Annotated in this window: 15 protein-coding genes and 1 pseudogene; 5 read left to right on the top strand and 11 right to left on the bottom strand. The window is 43.6% G+C overall.

Translation table 11 applies throughout. From position 1 onward, the window contains the following. The first annotated feature begins 51 nt into the window (after positions 1-51). Positions 52-1092 carry a hypothetical protein gene (locus K358_RS17785; RefSeq protein ID WP_051241114.1) on the top strand — a complete coding sequence of 347 codons (1041 nt, stop codon included), beginning with the start codon at positions 52-54 and terminating at the stop codon, positions 1090-1092. A gap of 300 nt (positions 1093-1392) precedes the next feature. Beyond that, positions 1393-2013, top strand: a complete 621-nt coding sequence (locus K358_RS0101040; RefSeq protein ID WP_027695098.1) for a tRNA-uridine aminocarboxypropyltransferase — start codon at positions 1393-1395, stop codon at positions 2011-2013. A gap of 56 nt (positions 2014-2069) precedes the next feature. Here the strand turns inward: K358_RS0101040 and K358_RS0101035 are convergent, their stop codons facing one another. From K358_RS0101035 to lptM, 9 genes and pseudogenes are all read right to left on the bottom strand, one after another. Further along, on the bottom strand, positions 2070-3236 hold the full coding sequence (locus tag K358_RS0101035; protein WP_027695097.1) for a MalY/PatB family protein: 1167 nt from the start codon (positions 3234-3236) through the stop codon (positions 2070-2072). A gap of 12 nt (positions 3237-3248) precedes the next feature. Continuing rightward, positions 3249-4724, bottom strand: coding sequence for a Na+/H+ antiporter NhaC (gene nhaC, locus K358_RS0101030; protein ID WP_027695096.1), 1476 nt, complete (start codon positions 4722-4724; stop codon positions 3249-3251). Positions 4725-4873: 149 nt separating this feature from the next. After that, a complete protein-coding gene (locus K358_RS0101025; protein ID WP_027695095.1) occupies positions 4874-5872 on the bottom strand; it encodes a LacI family DNA-binding transcriptional regulator in 999 nt (332 codons plus the stop codon). 20 nt (positions 5873-5892) lie between these two features. Continuing rightward, on the bottom strand, positions 5893-6624 hold the full coding sequence (yigB, locus tag K358_RS0101020) for a 5-amino-6-(5-phospho-D-ribitylamino)uracil phosphatase YigB (RefSeq protein WP_027695094.1): 732 nt from the start codon (positions 6622-6624) through the stop codon (positions 5893-5895). Between the two features lie 37 nt (positions 6625-6661). Next, positions 6662-7603, bottom strand: coding sequence for a tyrosine recombinase XerC (gene xerC / locus K358_RS0101015; RefSeq protein WP_027695093.1), 942 nt, complete (start codon positions 7601-7603; stop codon positions 6662-6664). Beyond that, positions 7593-8312, bottom strand: coding sequence for a DUF484 family protein (locus K358_RS0101010; protein ID WP_027695092.1), 720 nt, complete (start codon positions 8310-8312; stop codon positions 7593-7595). The genes xerC and K358_RS0101010 overlap by 11 nt, the downstream gene beginning before the upstream one ends. Positions 8313-8361: 49 nt before the next feature. After that, positions 8362-9192 carry a diaminopimelate epimerase gene (dapF, locus tag K358_RS0101005; protein WP_027695091.1) on the bottom strand — a complete coding sequence of 277 codons (831 nt, stop codon included), beginning with the start codon at positions 9190-9192 and terminating at the stop codon, positions 8362-8364. A 64-nt stretch (positions 9193-9256) separates the two neighbouring features. Further along, complete coding sequence (gene lysA / locus K358_RS0101000; RefSeq protein ID WP_027695090.1) at positions 9257-10510, bottom strand: diaminopimelate decarboxylase; 1254 nt, start codon at positions 10508-10510, stop codon at positions 9257-9259. A gap of 152 nt (positions 10511-10662) precedes the next feature. Continuing rightward, positions 10663-10752, bottom strand: a pseudogene (gene lptM, locus K358_RS19535) (LPS translocon maturation chaperone LptM); the annotation flags it as partial. A 95-nt stretch (positions 10753-10847) separates the two neighbouring features. Between lptM and cyaY the strand changes: the two are divergent. Beyond that, entirely contained in the window at positions 10848-11162 is a 315-nt protein-coding gene (gene cyaY / locus K358_RS0100990) for an iron donor protein CyaY (protein WP_027695089.1), read from the top strand. Between the two features lie 257 nt (positions 11163-11419). Then, the gene (gene tusA, locus K358_RS0100985) at positions 11420-11668 is read left to right on the top strand and encodes a sulfurtransferase TusA (protein ID WP_027695088.1); all 249 of its coding nucleotides are present in this window, start codon (positions 11420-11422) and stop codon (positions 11666-11668) included. A 50-nt stretch (positions 11669-11718) separates the two neighbouring features. Here tusA and K358_RS0100980 read toward each other — a convergent pair whose 3' ends face one another. Continuing rightward, positions 11719-11955, bottom strand: coding sequence for a hypothetical protein (locus tag K358_RS0100980; protein ID WP_027695087.1), 237 nt, complete (start codon positions 11953-11955; stop codon positions 11719-11721). A gap of 74 nt (positions 11956-12029) precedes the next feature. Then, a complete protein-coding gene (locus tag K358_RS0100975) occupies positions 12030-12578 on the bottom strand; it encodes a manganese efflux pump MntP (protein WP_027695086.1) in 549 nt (182 codons plus the stop codon). Positions 12579-12771: 193 nt separating this feature from the next. On the opposite strand from K358_RS0100975, the gene glyQ reads away from it, so the two are divergent. Next, a complete protein-coding gene (gene glyQ, locus K358_RS0100970) occupies positions 12772-13707 on the top strand; it encodes a glycine--tRNA ligase subunit alpha (RefSeq protein WP_027695085.1) in 936 nt (311 codons plus the stop codon). Position 13708: the final 1 nt, after the last annotated feature.

Here is a 13708-nt window from a genome sequence, read left to right as displayed (position 1 = left end):
GCTTCAAGTACGACGGGTATAGTTGTGTACCATTAAGGAATAAAAAATACCATGAAGGCTTATACAATCCCATTGAGTTTTTCTGCACTATTGTTACTAAGTGCATGTTCCAGCCAACCGGATGAACCGCAACTACTGGCACAAAGTGAGCCAATTGAAATGGCCAGCAACGAGGCTCAGTCTTCTGCACATAATGACATTTCAGAGCAAGATTTCATCTTAGCTAGTCAGCAACAAGCCAAAGACAAGCTAGCCGAGCAATTCGTGGGAACTTATCAAAGCCAGCCTAGCGCCGGTTTAACCACCAGATTAGTGCTGAATGCCGACCACACCGCGACTACTCATTATGATTATCAAAATGGTGATAAAAGCCTAGTTGAAACGGGTTATTGGCAACAACAAGATCAGCAAGTGCATGTGTTAATGACTCAACATGAAAGCACTCAAATGAAAGCACTACGAGTGTTTAGCGTGGATGGTTTTCAACTCAAAGCCCACAAAGAAATCATCAATGGTGGAGAATATAACCTAGGTACGGATGGTTTAACGCTGCAAAAAATGAAAGTCGACACTACTATGGTCGAAGCGGGAGCCAAAAGCACTCAAGGCCCAGTTGATGCACTGGCAGTTGCGAACATTAAAGGCAGCAATCAATACGATGCCAAAGTCGATGCCACCTTACGTCAATACTTTAAAGACCACCGTACCGATCCAGAAAACAACCGTTATCGCTGGCTCACTTACGATATAAACAACGACCAACAACCTGAATTATTTATCTTAACCGACTGGTGTGGCTCCGGCGGTTGCACCATCTTAATGTTTGAAAATTATAATGATGAATGGCGTTTTAACAGCCGTATCACTCAAGTACGCACGCCGATTCAAGTCAGCAATTATCATCACTTTGGCTGGCGTGATTTAATCATTCCAGTGAGTGGCGGCGGTGCCAAAGCAGCCAATCACGCGATGGAATACACCGGCGTCAGCTACCCGATTAATGCCTCTACTGCGCCAGTAAGCGATAAAAAAGGCAACGTCACCCTATTCTCCGATAACATCAGTGCAGCGCAGCAAGGGATAAAAATGTAGACTATACCCAAGTGACTTCAAGATGCAGAATTCAGAGCTATCATCCAACCCTTTAGGCAAGGTAGATTGGTGAAGGAATGTAAGTACCTTTCAAACCAATCTGACGCGGAATAAAGGTTTGGATGAAGCTCCCGAAGGGCAAGTTAAAACAAGCTTTATGCTGCGTTAAATTGAACAGAGATAGAATGACTATGATCATGTCCAATTTGCCTTGTCTAAAGCTTGTTTTATTCTTGCTGAAACTCGCACCTTGAAGTTACTTGGGTATGAACTCGTTTTCAACTATTCAGCAGAGCCAGTATGTCACAGCAAAACACTACTCAAACCACAGCATGCCCACGTTGTGGTTTACGTTATCAATGTATTTGCACTCACCGTCCTATGCTTGATAGCAGCACGCAGATTGCTCTACTGACGCATCCAAATGAAACCCAACGCGCGACCAACACCGGCAAACTTCTTACCCATAGCTTATCTAATTGCCAAGTGCATATTTGGGATCGAGTAAACCCACCCATTGAGCTAGTAAAGCAAATTGCCGAACAACCAAGTTATCTGTTATTTCCAAGTGAAGAGGCGATTGAAGTGAGTGAGTTACAGACTTCGATAAAACCCCATGAGAGCCGAAACTCGCCATTATTTATTATCTTGGATGGCACCTGGCAAGAAGCCAAGAAAATGCTCAATAAAAGCCCGTGGCTGCAAGCCTTGCCGAAAGTAGTGCTATCGAATGAACAAACGTCGAACTACCGCCTACGTCGCAATCAAGAAGCGGGAAATCTATGTACTTGTGAGGTTGGAATATCGCTGTTGCAGCAACGAGAGCCACAAAATGACTTCTCATCACTACAACAGTATTTTGAGTTGTTTTTAAAGGTGTATGAGGCGGATAAAAACCACAAAGTCATTAACTTAAAATAGATCTTATACCCAAGTAACCAGTAAAAATTATAAGTCAGCAATGGATGATGAGTTCATTAACTAAGGGCTTTTTTTAATCTCATTAATGCTATATCTAAGCTAGCAGAAGGGCAGCCCAAATTCAGACGTACAAATCCAGAGCCTTCTTTGCCAAAAGCAATCCCCATACTTGGGACGAGTTTTGCTGTAACAAATTTCTGCTCCAGCTCGGTATCAGTCAGTTTAAGAGCTCGGCAATCTAACCAAGTTAAATAACCCGCTTGTGGTACGACAAACTTCACCTCTGGCAGTTCAGTTTGTATAAATTGCTCCAACTTGGCGATATTTGATCGAAGGTAGTTTTTGAGATCGATTAACCAACCGGAACATTCTTGATAAGCAATAGTTGCTGCACTCATAGATAGACTATTAAATACGTCCATACCATGAGCATCTAGCCTGCGAATAAACCGTGCTCGAAGCAACTCATCTGGAATCATAAAATTAGAGATTCGCAGTGAAGACAAACCAAAAGTCTTACTTGCAGCTGTTGCAACAATTAGCCGTTGAGTGAGCGCTTTTGGTAGACGCAAAGCGGAATAGTACTGCGCATCACCAACCACTAAATCGCCCCATATCTCATCACTCAACAGCCATACTTGGTACAGCTCACACAGCTCGGCAACTTTTATCATTTCGCTTTCGGACCAAACTCGCCCTGTAGGGTTATGTGGGTTACAGAAGATCATCGCTTTTGCACCATTAGCGAAGCAGCTTTCGAGGTGGTCAAAATCCAGTTGATATTTGCCTTCTGTTTCTTTTAATGGATTTTCGACCACAAGGCGATCGTTAAATTCAATGATCTTACGGAAGGACCCATACCCCGGACTTTGCATCACAATACCATCACCTTTTTCAGTGAGCATTTGTAATGCCATTGCGAGCCCAGGAAGTACGCCATGCACTGTGGTGATCCACTCACGTTCAATATGAGTGTCATGCTGGCTTTGATACCAATCCATCGTTGCTTGGTAGTATGCGTCATCGCGCTCAGCATAACCAAAGATCCCGTGTTCAACACGTTGCTGTAGCGCATCTAGTACCACTTGTGGTGCTTTAAAGTCGTAATCGGATACCCACATCGGGAGTAAATCTGTTTCTGATAACCCCAGCTTTTGCTGCATAAAATCCCATTTAACAGAGCCACTTTCCTTGCGGTTCAATATTTGGTCGAAAGTGTTCATCAATGATTTACCTTATTTTATTTCTACTGTTACTGTATTCGAATGTTCATCAGCAGTCTGCTGTTCGTTTTGCTCAGGCTTTGCTTTTGCGATACCAAAACCAGTAAAACCGTAAATTAGCGCGAAGATCACTCCGGTGTAACATTGAATAGCCCAAGGTAGGTAATCTAACGTTGCCACTCCTAGTGTGCTTGCCATGTAGATACCTGCGGCAGTCCAAGGCACCAACGGCTCAATGATAGTGCCCGCATCTTCGATAGTTCGAGAAAGGTTCTTCGTGTCTAAACCCATTTTACGATAAGCACTTTGGAACAATTCGCCCGGAATCAATAATGCTAATTTACCGTCAGAGGTTGTAAAAACCACGGTGATAGTAGCCACAACAGTCGAAGCAATAAGCTTGCCTGTGGTATGAATTGTATGTAAAAACTTTCCAAGTACTACGTTTAGTGAACCTGTTAAACTTAAGACTCCTGCAAAGGCGAATGCGCAGAAAACGAGTAAAATAGTGCTCATCATTGAGAACAGACCGCCACGATTAAGTAGCTTAGCGATATCGGGAACCAAACCATTTACACTGTGACCGTTTGATTCAAACATCGCTATATTGAAACCATCTACGTAAGCTTGGAAACCTTGTTTTAGGGTGAAATCTTGAAAAAACATACCTAAAACAATTGCGATGGCCGATGCACCAAGCATCAATGGTAAAACTGGCTTCTTAGATAAAGCTCCCCACAAAATCATGACTGGTGGTACCAGAAGTAAAATATTGAAGTTGTATAGATTATCCAAATCAGAAATGATTTGGACGACTTTCTCTGGCTCGTGAATATTGGCGATATCAGCACTTTGACCCGCAAAGAAGAATACTACTGATGCAATCACAAAACCCGGTAATGTAGTGTAAAGCATATGTTGAATATGTTCGTACAGGGTAGTGCCAGAAACGATGGGAGCAAAGTTGGTAGAATCTGACAATGGTGATATTTTGTCACCAAAGTATGCTCCAGATACAACCGCACCCGCTGCTGCGGCTAGCGAAACGTCAAGACCTGCTGCAACCCCCATGAGCGCAACACCAACAGTACCTGCAGACCCCCAAGATGTACCAGTACAAACGGAAACGACGCTAGTAACAAAGAAAGTGGCAATAAGAATATATTCAGGGCTGATGATTTTAAGCCCCCAGTACACCATGTAAGGAATTGTACCGCTGACCATCCAGCTGGCAATAAGACCTCCAACCGAGACCAAAATTAGAATCACAGGCATCGCTTTCGCCAGTTTTTCTACGATGGCATTAATGATGTCATCCCAGTTGTACCCAAGTTTGTACGCGATAAGACCAGTAAAGGCAGCTGAAATCAGCAATAGAACTTCAATGCGAAGTCCGAGTATTCCGTATCCGACAGCTAGAAGTGCAAACATCGCCGCAATCGGAGCGAGTGCTAATCCGAATGACGGCAGAGGCTTAGAGTTTGTCATGTTATTTATCCTCAGGATCGATGTAGTGTTTGTTCGAAGTGGATAGTAACGGTCACAGAGTAGGTAGAATGAGAGCGATGTATTGTTTTCATGTAAGCGCTTACATGGAGTGTTCGAATGTAATATTCATCACAGTTTTATCCAATCTTTTATACCTCTTTGACGGTTTGACGAATAACTAAGCTTGCTTCGAATTGATGTAGTTTTGGTGGAGAGTAACCCTCTTTACTTAAATTTAAAGCTAACTTCGCTGCATAAATCGACATTTCATCAATCGGGTTATGCATGGTGGTCAATCGAGGATAGAGATAACGTGCAAGTAGTACATCATCAAACCCAATTACAGAAATATCATTTGGGACCGATAAACCTTGTTCATGCAAACTAGTCATTAAGCCTGCTGCCATTACATCATTAAACGTCACTACCGCAGTGACGCCCGGACAGGATTGAATAAGCTGACGACCTGCATGTTCTCCTCCTAACTCGCTGAAGTTTTGGTTGATTACCCAACCTGTTGGAATTGCTAAGTTGGCAGCATTCATTGCGTCTCGATAACCCTCAAGGCGGTCGGCTCGATCTTCAATGGGCAAGTCACTGGTAACACATGCGATCTTACGATGACCTTGCTGAATCAAATATTCAACCGATTTTCGTGCGCCCACTCGGTTGTCTACCCAGATAGAACGATTGGATATCTGTGCAATGGTACGGTTGACCAATACCATCGCCGGAAGTTGCGCTGCGTATTGTATAAGAGTGATGTCATCAAGCATTTTTGAGTGTACAACCATAGCTTCACAACCTTGGCTAATGAGAAAGTCGAGCCCTTCTTTTTCTCGTTGAGCATTATGCTCCCCACTAACAACAACTAGTTGATAACCATTGGTTCGGGCAACTTCTTCGACCCCTTTAGCAATCAAGGCAAAAAAAGGATCCGCTAAATTACCGGTTAATAAACCGAGTGTATTATTACTACGATTAGCCAAAGCCGTTGCACGAGCATCACGACGGTAGTTGAGCTCTTTAATTGCACGCTCAACTCGTTCTTGTGTCACAGGCTCAACATAAGTGGTGCGATTTATAACACGTGAGACCGTTGCAGTGGAAACACCAGCAAATATTGCGACATCTTTCATGGTAACCATGCATTCACCAAATATGTTAATTATGATTTATCGATAAAAACCAACAAATCCTCAAGAGCGGTGATCTCTACATCCGGCAGTACTCGCCCATAATCTTCATGTTTAAGTGATTTGTGATAATCATTAATCCAACAGGCTTGCATGCCAACGTATTTCGCTCCTGCGACATCAGAAATCAGGTTATCACCTACATGCAAAACATGTTCAGCCGGTAAGCCGAGATGTACTAGTGCGGTTTCGAACATTTGACTATGTGGTTTTGCCCAACCATCAGGACCGGCATTAAGCACCAAATCAAAATACTCACCAAGACCAATTTTATCCGGGTTGACGTTGCCGTTGGTGATCGCGATCAGCGGCATTTGCTGTTTAAGCTTCGCCATCACGTGGTGGGACATTGGTGGTACTTCAATTTGATGACGCCAAATCACCACTTGATCCATTGCCGATTTAGCCGCTTGAGAAGCTTTTGGATCATCGTAACCCAAATGGATTAATCCCTGACGAATTTGCTGAAAACGCCACTCAGAAACGTCACTTTGTAGAAACGGCGTTTGCTCGGCTAGTTTGAATTTCAGCAAGCGCCATTCTTGATGGCTCATGTTTTGGCTGATCGGGTGATGTTGATGCATCCAGTCAGCGGTCTTTTGCTCAAGGCCGACAATCACTGGATGGTTATCATAGAGGGTATCGTCTAAATCAAACGTCATGGCTTTAATGGTGGGAATGTTGCGATAAAAGCGTAATGACATAGGTAGCTCCTAGTTTGATTTAGTGTGGAATAAAGGGTTAATCGTCCGATTCAGAGTTTGATGGCGCGCGATTCTTCTTCGCCCTAGGGTGTGCGTTATCGTAAACCTTAGCTAAGTGTTGGAAATCTAAGCTAGTGTAAATTTGAGTAGTCGAGATATTTTCATGGCCTAGTAATTCTTGCACCGCTCTTAAATTGCCGCTTGATTCCAACATGTGAGTGGCAAATGAGTGACGCAATTTATGCGGGCTAATATGACTAGAAACGCCTTGTTTAATGCCCCATTCTTCCATACGTTTTTGCACATTACGATGTGAAATGCGTGTGCCACGTTTGGAGACAAATAACGCTGGCTCTTCTTCATTGGCCAAACTAGAGCGTACTTGCAACCAACGGTCTAACCATTGTTTAGCTTGGCCAGAAAACGGCGCTTTACGTTCTTTATTGCCTTTACCGATCACGCGAATTTCACCAACACTTAATTGCACGTGATTGATATCAATGCTGACTAATTCGGCTAAACGTAAGCCTGCGCCGTACATCAATTCCATCATGGCGCGATCACGAATCGAAAGTGGGTCATCGTCATTCATTTCCAACAACTGACCAACCGAATCGATATCAAGGTTTTTAGGTAAAGGGCGTTTTTTCTTCGGCGCTGATACGCCTTTAGCAGGGTTAGCGGTTAACTCATCGATTGAAATAAGATAATCAAAGAAGCTACGCAAAGACGATAAACGCGTGCCAATGCTGCTGGCTTTTAATCCTTCGCGCATCCCTTTGGTGGTCAACTGTCTTACCCAGGCGGCGTCGACTTGCTGCCATTCGGTAATCCCCATATCAATCAGTTGTTGAGTCATAATGGTTAACTGACGCTGATAGTTAGCTTGAGTATGGCCGCTTAAGCCTCTTTCATGATGTAAATAATCATAAAAGCGTTGTAGTGATCTCGCTAAACTAGCAGGGAAATTAGGATTCATTGGCGCAGCTTAAGGTTTCTAGCTCGCTCGATTCCATTTGTTCATCAAGCAGCTGAACCATAAAAGTGACTAACTCGGTCAGGTGGCGCAAAAACAAGGTGTCCATTTCTGGCTGAAAATGACCGCCTTCTTGACTAGAAAAAGCCAATAAGCCCAATTTTTTACTATGCGCTGCCAAAGGCAAAATCACGTAAGAGCCTAATTCGGACATCTCATTGTTAGCAAAACGATCACCGCCAAATAACGCATAACGGTCTTGGCGATTTAAACGACCAAGGTAAGCATCTTTACCATTTAAGTGATTGGTGGCAAATCTCTGGTAGGTGTCGCGCGATAACTGCCAACTTGAATTAACGTTATCAAGCAATAAAAGGTGTGATTTCAAGCCGATCTTGCGGCTATATTGCATGATTTCTTGATCAAGCGCTTCGATGGATTGACAAGCCAGTAACGACTTTTGCAGTTCCATTAGTTGATGGAAAGTGCGATCGTTTTTGGCTGCCAAAGACATCATTTGCGTAATGTCTTCTTCAAGCTCTTCGATACGCTGACGTTGACGGCGCATTTGCACTTCAACCAAAGAAACCGCCCCTTGTTGCTGATGGGAAATGGCTAAGCGGTCCACCAGCTCAGGACGATGTAAAAAGAAATCAGGATTATCTTTTAAATATTCTGCTACCGTTTCGGCAGTCAAATGATCCGCTTGCATCACTCACTCTATGTTTGAAATGTATTGTTAATTATATGGCTATCTAAATTTAGCAGCTAATTTGTCCGTCATACACATGCGCCACAGGGCCTGTCATGTATAGCGGTTTGCCTTGACCTTGCCAGAAAATACGCAGCTTACCGCCAGGCAATTGTACTGTCACTTCTTGATCGAGTACCCCTTGGTCAATACCGATTGCAACCGCAGCACAAGCACCGCTACCACAAGCTTGAGTTTCACCCGCACCACGCTCATACACACGTAACTTAACGTTTTGACGATCAATAATTTGCATAAAGCCGGCATTGACTCGCTCAGGAAAACGCTCATGAGATTCCATTAACGGCCCGATGTTATCGACATCAAAAGTATCGACATCTTCAACAATCGTCACCACATGTGGGTTACCCATGCTGACTGCGCCACAAAATAATGTGTGTTCACCAGCACGTAAAATATAGGTCTTTTCCGCTTGTTTTGCTTTAAAAGGTATTTTGCTTGGCTCAAAAATCGGCTGACCCATGTTAACGGTCACTGAATCTAAGCTTTCTACTTTAAGCACCATGCGACCTTTTTTGGTACTGACATTAATGCTGTATTTATTGGTGAGCCCTTTCATGCGTACAAAGCGGGCAAAACAGCGCGCGCCGTTACCACATTGCTCTACTTCGCTGCCATCGGCATTAAAGATGCGGTAATGAAAATCAGTTTCTGGATCATAGGGCGCTTCTACCACCAACAATTGATCAAAACCGACACCAGTATGGCGATCGGCCAAACGGCGGATCAGATCAGGTGAAAAGAAGATGTTTTGAGTAATACAATCGACCACCATAAAGTCATTACCCAAACCGTGCATTTTAGAAAAATGGAAATGCATATCGCCTCATTAATTCAAATAAAACGCCCTAACGAAACTAACGTTAGGGCGTAAGCTGTTATATTTATTCTGGTAGGATATTTTCCAATTCCCACAAGCTGCTCAACTCTTCTCGCTGACGAACAAGATGAACAGCAGAACCATCCACCATCACTTCAGCGGCGCGAGTGCGAGTATTGTAGTTAGAAGACATCACAAACCCATAAGCACCTGCAGAGCGTACTGCCAGTAAATCGCCTTCTTCTAGCACTAACTCGCGGTCTTTACCTAAGAAGTCACCGGTTTCACAAATTGGGCCAACTAAATCATAAGTAGCAGGCTGACCTTGACGAGGGGCTACCGGAACAATATCCATCCAAGCTTGGTACAAAGCCGGACGAATCAAATCATTCATTGCTGCATCAATCACCGCAAAGTTTTTATGCTCAGTAGGTTTTAGTAGTTCTACTTTAGTCAGTAGTACACCCGCATTCGCCGCAATGGCACGTCCCGGCTCAAACACTAGCTCTAAATGACCGTGATTTTCTAAGCGAGATAATAAGGCTTTAGCGTATTCCGACGGTTGTGGCGGCAATTCATCACGATAAACCACACCTAGACCACCACCAACATCAAGGTGACGAATATTAATGCCTTGCTCAGTCAGTTGGTCGATCAGCGCAAGTAAGCGATCAGTCGCGTCAATAAACGGCGCAAGGTCGGTTAATTGAGAACCGATATGGCAATCAATGCCTTGTACATCGAGGTTTTCTAAACTATGCGCAAATTTATACACTTGCGGTGCACGATCAAACGCGATACCAAATTTGTTATCACGTAAACCGGTCGAAATATAAGGGTGGGTATGTGCATCAACATCTGGGTTAATACGCAAAGAAATCGGAGCAATCACACCAAGCTCACCGGCGACTTTATTTAAGCGCTCAAGCTCAGGTTCAGATTCCACATTAAAGCACTTAATACCAAGCTCTAACGCACGCTTCATTTCAGCGCTGGTTTTGCCTACCCCAGAAAACACTACTTTTTTCGGATCGCCACCTGCGGCAATCACACGCTCAAGTTCACCACCAGACACGATATCAAAGCCAGAACCTAAACGAGCCAGTACATTAAGCACGCCAATGTTCGAATTGGCTTTCACGGCATAACAAACTAAATGCGGGTGATCAGCAACCGAGGAATCAAATGCTTTCCAATGGCGCTCTAATGTGGCACGAGAATACACATAAAGTGGTGTGCCATGTTGTTGTGCTAATTGCGTAAGAGAGACGTCTTCAGCCCAAAGCTGACCATCATCCTGATAATTAAAAAAATCCAATGTTCTCGTCCTTATTTTGCGTCTTGAGCCTCTGCAGGCTGAGTCGATTCTGTCGCGGGTTCTGGTTGCTCAGTTTCCACAGGCTTAACAGTCACGGTTCCGCCATCAGAACCTGAAATAGAAACTTCACCAGTATTAACCGGGGCTGGCTCTTCATCCGGCAAGTAAAGTGGCCCGGTTTGACCACAACCGGCTAAGCCAAGTACGGTTAACGCAAGTAAGCTAAAAGTTGTTTTTTTCATTGTGATATCGTGATTAATGATTCAATGCCCCCTATAATCGCACCACACACAAGAAAAGCAATAGCCAAGCTATCTCAACCAATAGGATGAAACCAATGAACGATACGGAATTCCACCAATTAGTCGATATTCAAATGACGCAAATTGAAGAAGCGATTGATGATTCTGGCGCAGATATTGATTATGACGTGTCAGGTAATGTGATGACACTCGAATTTGAAGACCGTAGTCAAATCATTATTAACCGCCAAGAGCCAATGCATGAGATTTGGCTGGCTTCAAAATCCGGTGGTTACCATTTCAAATATAATGACGGTGAGTGGATTTGCTCAAAAACAGGTGCAGAACTTTTCAGCCTAGTGAAAACCGAATGTGAGAAACACGCCAACGAAACCATTGAGTGGGCGTAACGTCTCAAGGTTTAAAAACAGAAGAAAAAAGAAAACCGCTATTCGTGGATATTCGAATAGCGGCAGCAAATAAGCTTAAGATAAATTCAGATTGGAAGCAGGAGTTAGTCCATTCCATCAATAGGAATACATTGAACTCTCAGCATTAACACTAGTAAATAAAACTCGCTTTACTAAATCCCGATTGCCTTTTTTTTCTCCATCAGTATTATCTCGGTTCATTTTTCGTCACACATCACACTAAGAGTTAAACGGTTATGTCATTCGATCCTAAAAATGCCAGTAAAACATTAGATGCCCTAGGCTTGCGCTGCCCAGAGCCAGTGATGATGGTAAGAAAGACGATTCGTACCATGCAAGATGGCGAAATATTATTAATCACCGCCGATGATCCATCGACCACTCGTGACATTCCGAGCTTCTGCCGCTTTATGGACCACCAGCTATTACAAGCCAGTACCGACGATCTACCCTATCAGTTCGTGATCAAAAAAGGCTTAAACTAAAAACGGCCTATCCTTAACCAAGAATAGACCGCTGTAATATTTAGTTTAGGTTACTTATGCTCAAGCCGAGTTAATCGCACCGTCAGCTCGGTGAGCTGTTTCTTCATTGGAATGATGTAGAGAATGCGGATCCAAGACTCAACCGCCAGCCCGGCTAAAATAATCGCACCCGCCACCATCGGCAGCCACATATCCGTGACCATCATACCAATTAAAGTTAAAGCCAAACCAAAGGTAAATAAGTAACTTTGGCTCTTTGGGGTCATACCTGCGTAACGTGTCAACATCGCATCACCTCACTATTAATAGGGTCTATAAATAGTATAGTGACAAGCATGACAAATGGATGAATTAAAGATCACTAAACCAATAAAAACTTAAATGCGATTCCTATCAATACCAAACCACCCAATAATTCCGCCTTACTTTCCAACCAGGTTCCACTTTTACGGCCAATAAACACCCCAAGAAAACTAAACAAGAAAGTGACAATACCAATCAAAGCACAGGCCAAGAATGGGTCGACATCAAGCAGCGGCAAACTAAAACCCGCCGCCATCGCATCGACACTGGTGGCAATCGCCAGAGTTAACATCACTCGATGGGTGATCTGGCAAAAATCTTCTTCAATGCCTTCGACAAACGACTCATAAATCATCTTGCCGCCAATAAACAATAACAACACAAATGCGATATAAGGTGCATAACCTTCTACCCAGCCAAGCACTCCATGACCACCTAAGAAGCCGATAAATGGCATTAGTGCCTGCGCCACACCAAAGTACACCCCAGCCTTTATCGCTAATGCAGTCGGTTTCTTAGTTTGACCAACTAATTTTGCACCTAACCCAATCGAAACCGCGAACGCATCCATGCTTAATGCTAACGCTAAAAATAAAACATCCAACATTGCTTATTACTCACATTTATAATTTTTTCGCCGTTAATGGCTTTTTTGTCGCAAAAGGATATAAGTTCCCCGCTTTTCATTCAATCAATAAAGCTTTTACTGCAATCACAGATTGAGGGGAATAAGTGAACTCGCTATACTGAACTACTATTTTTCAATTAAAATCGCGCGAACTGAGTAGGCAAATAAAGTTATGCAAAAATACGACGTCAAAACCTTTCAAGGGATGATCCTCGCGCTGCAGGATTATTGGGCCCAAGTCGGCTGTACCATTGTTCAACCTTTAGATATGGAAGTAGGCGCAGGCACCTCTCACCCGATGACCTGCCTTCGCGCGATTGGTCCAGAGCCAATTGCTACCGCTTACGTACAACCATCACGCCGTCCAACCGATGGCCGTTACGGTGAAAACCCGAACCGTCTACAACACTATTACCAATTCCAAGTGATCATTAAGCCTTCTCCTGACAACATTCAAGAGTTGTACCTAGGCTCATTAGAAGTACTTGGCATTGACCCTCTTATTCACGATATCCGTTTCGTGGAAGATAACTGGGAAAACCCAACACTAGGCGCATGGGGCTTAGGCTGGGAAGTATGGCTAAACGGTATGGAAGTGACTCAGTTTACCTACTTCCAGCAAGTGGGTGGCCTAGAGTGTAAACCTGTTACTGGTGAAATCACTTACGGTATCGAACGTCTTGCCATGTACATTCAAGGTGTGGATTCAGTATACGACTTAGTTTGGACTGATGGCCCACTAGGTAAAGTGACTTACGGTGATATCTTCCACCAAAATGAAGTAGAACAATCGACTTATAACTTCGAACACGCTGATGTGGATTTCCTATTTAGCTTCTTTGACCAATGTGAAAAAGAATGTCTGCACTTACTTGAGCTTGAAAAGCCTCTACCGCTTCCAGCTTACGAGCGCATTCTTAAAGCTGGTCATGCGTTCAACTTGCTTGATGCACGTAAAGCCATTTCGGTAACAGAGCGTCAACGCTACATCTTACGCATTCGTAACTTAACCAAAGCGGTTGCAGAGGCTTATTACGCTTCTCGTGAGGCGCTTGGTTTCCCAATGTGTAAAAACAATGATGTGAAAAGCAAAGGCGAGGAGAAGTAAT

It is taken from the genome of Vibrio litoralis DSM 17657 (assembly GCF_000426765.1).
GTDB lineage: Bacteria > Pseudomonadota > Gammaproteobacteria > Enterobacterales > Vibrionaceae > Vibrio > Vibrio litoralis.
Note: the sequence above shows the minus strand (reverse complement) of the source record. Positions and strands in the feature narration are given on the sequence as shown.

Excerpts from the sequence above, each read along its gene's own strand:
- nhaC (WP_027695096.1), bottom strand. The coding sequence starts at position 4,724 with ATGACAAACTCTAAGCCTCTGCCGTCATTCGGATTAGCACTCGCTCCG.
- K358_RS17785 (WP_051241114.1), top strand. The coding sequence starts at position 52 with ATGAAGGCTTATACAATCCCATTGAGTTTTTCTGCACTATTGTTACTA.
- K358_RS0100980 (WP_027695087.1), bottom strand. The coding sequence starts at position 11,955 with ATGTTGACACGTTACGCAGGTATGACCCCAAAGAGCCAAAGTTACTTA.
- xerC (WP_027695093.1), bottom strand. The coding sequence starts at position 7,603 with ATGAATCCTAATTTCCCTGCTAGTTTAGCGAGATCACTACAACGCTTT.
- dapF (WP_027695091.1), bottom strand. The coding sequence starts at position 9,192 with ATGCATTTCCATTTTTCTAAAATGCACGGTTTGGGTAATGACTTTATG.
- K358_RS0101040 (WP_027695098.1), top strand. The coding sequence starts at position 1,393 with ATGTCACAGCAAAACACTACTCAAACCACAGCATGCCCACGTTGTGGT.
- K358_RS0101010 (WP_027695092.1), bottom strand. The coding sequence starts at position 8,312 with ATGCAAGCGGATCATTTGACTGCCGAAACGGTAGCAGAATATTTAAAA.
- tusA (WP_027695088.1), top strand. The coding sequence starts at position 11,420 with ATGTCATTCGATCCTAAAAATGCCAGTAAAACATTAGATGCCCTAGGC.
- K358_RS0101025 (WP_027695095.1), bottom strand. The coding sequence starts at position 5,872 with ATGGTTACCATGAAAGATGTCGCAATATTTGCTGGTGTTTCCACTGCA.
- K358_RS0100975 (WP_027695086.1), bottom strand. The coding sequence starts at position 12,578 with ATGTTGGATGTTTTATTTTTAGCGTTAGCATTAAGCATGGATGCGTTC.
- cyaY (WP_027695089.1), top strand. The coding sequence starts at position 10,848 with ATGAACGATACGGAATTCCACCAATTAGTCGATATTCAAATGACGCAA.
- glyQ (WP_027695085.1), top strand. The coding sequence starts at position 12,772 with ATGCAAAAATACGACGTCAAAACCTTTCAAGGGATGATCCTCGCGCTG.
- yigB (WP_027695094.1), bottom strand. The coding sequence starts at position 6,624 with ATGTCATTACGCTTTTATCGCAACATTCCCACCATTAAAGCCATGACG.
- K358_RS0101035 (WP_027695097.1), bottom strand. The coding sequence starts at position 3,236 with ATGAACACTTTCGACCAAATATTGAACCGCAAGGAAAGTGGCTCTGTT.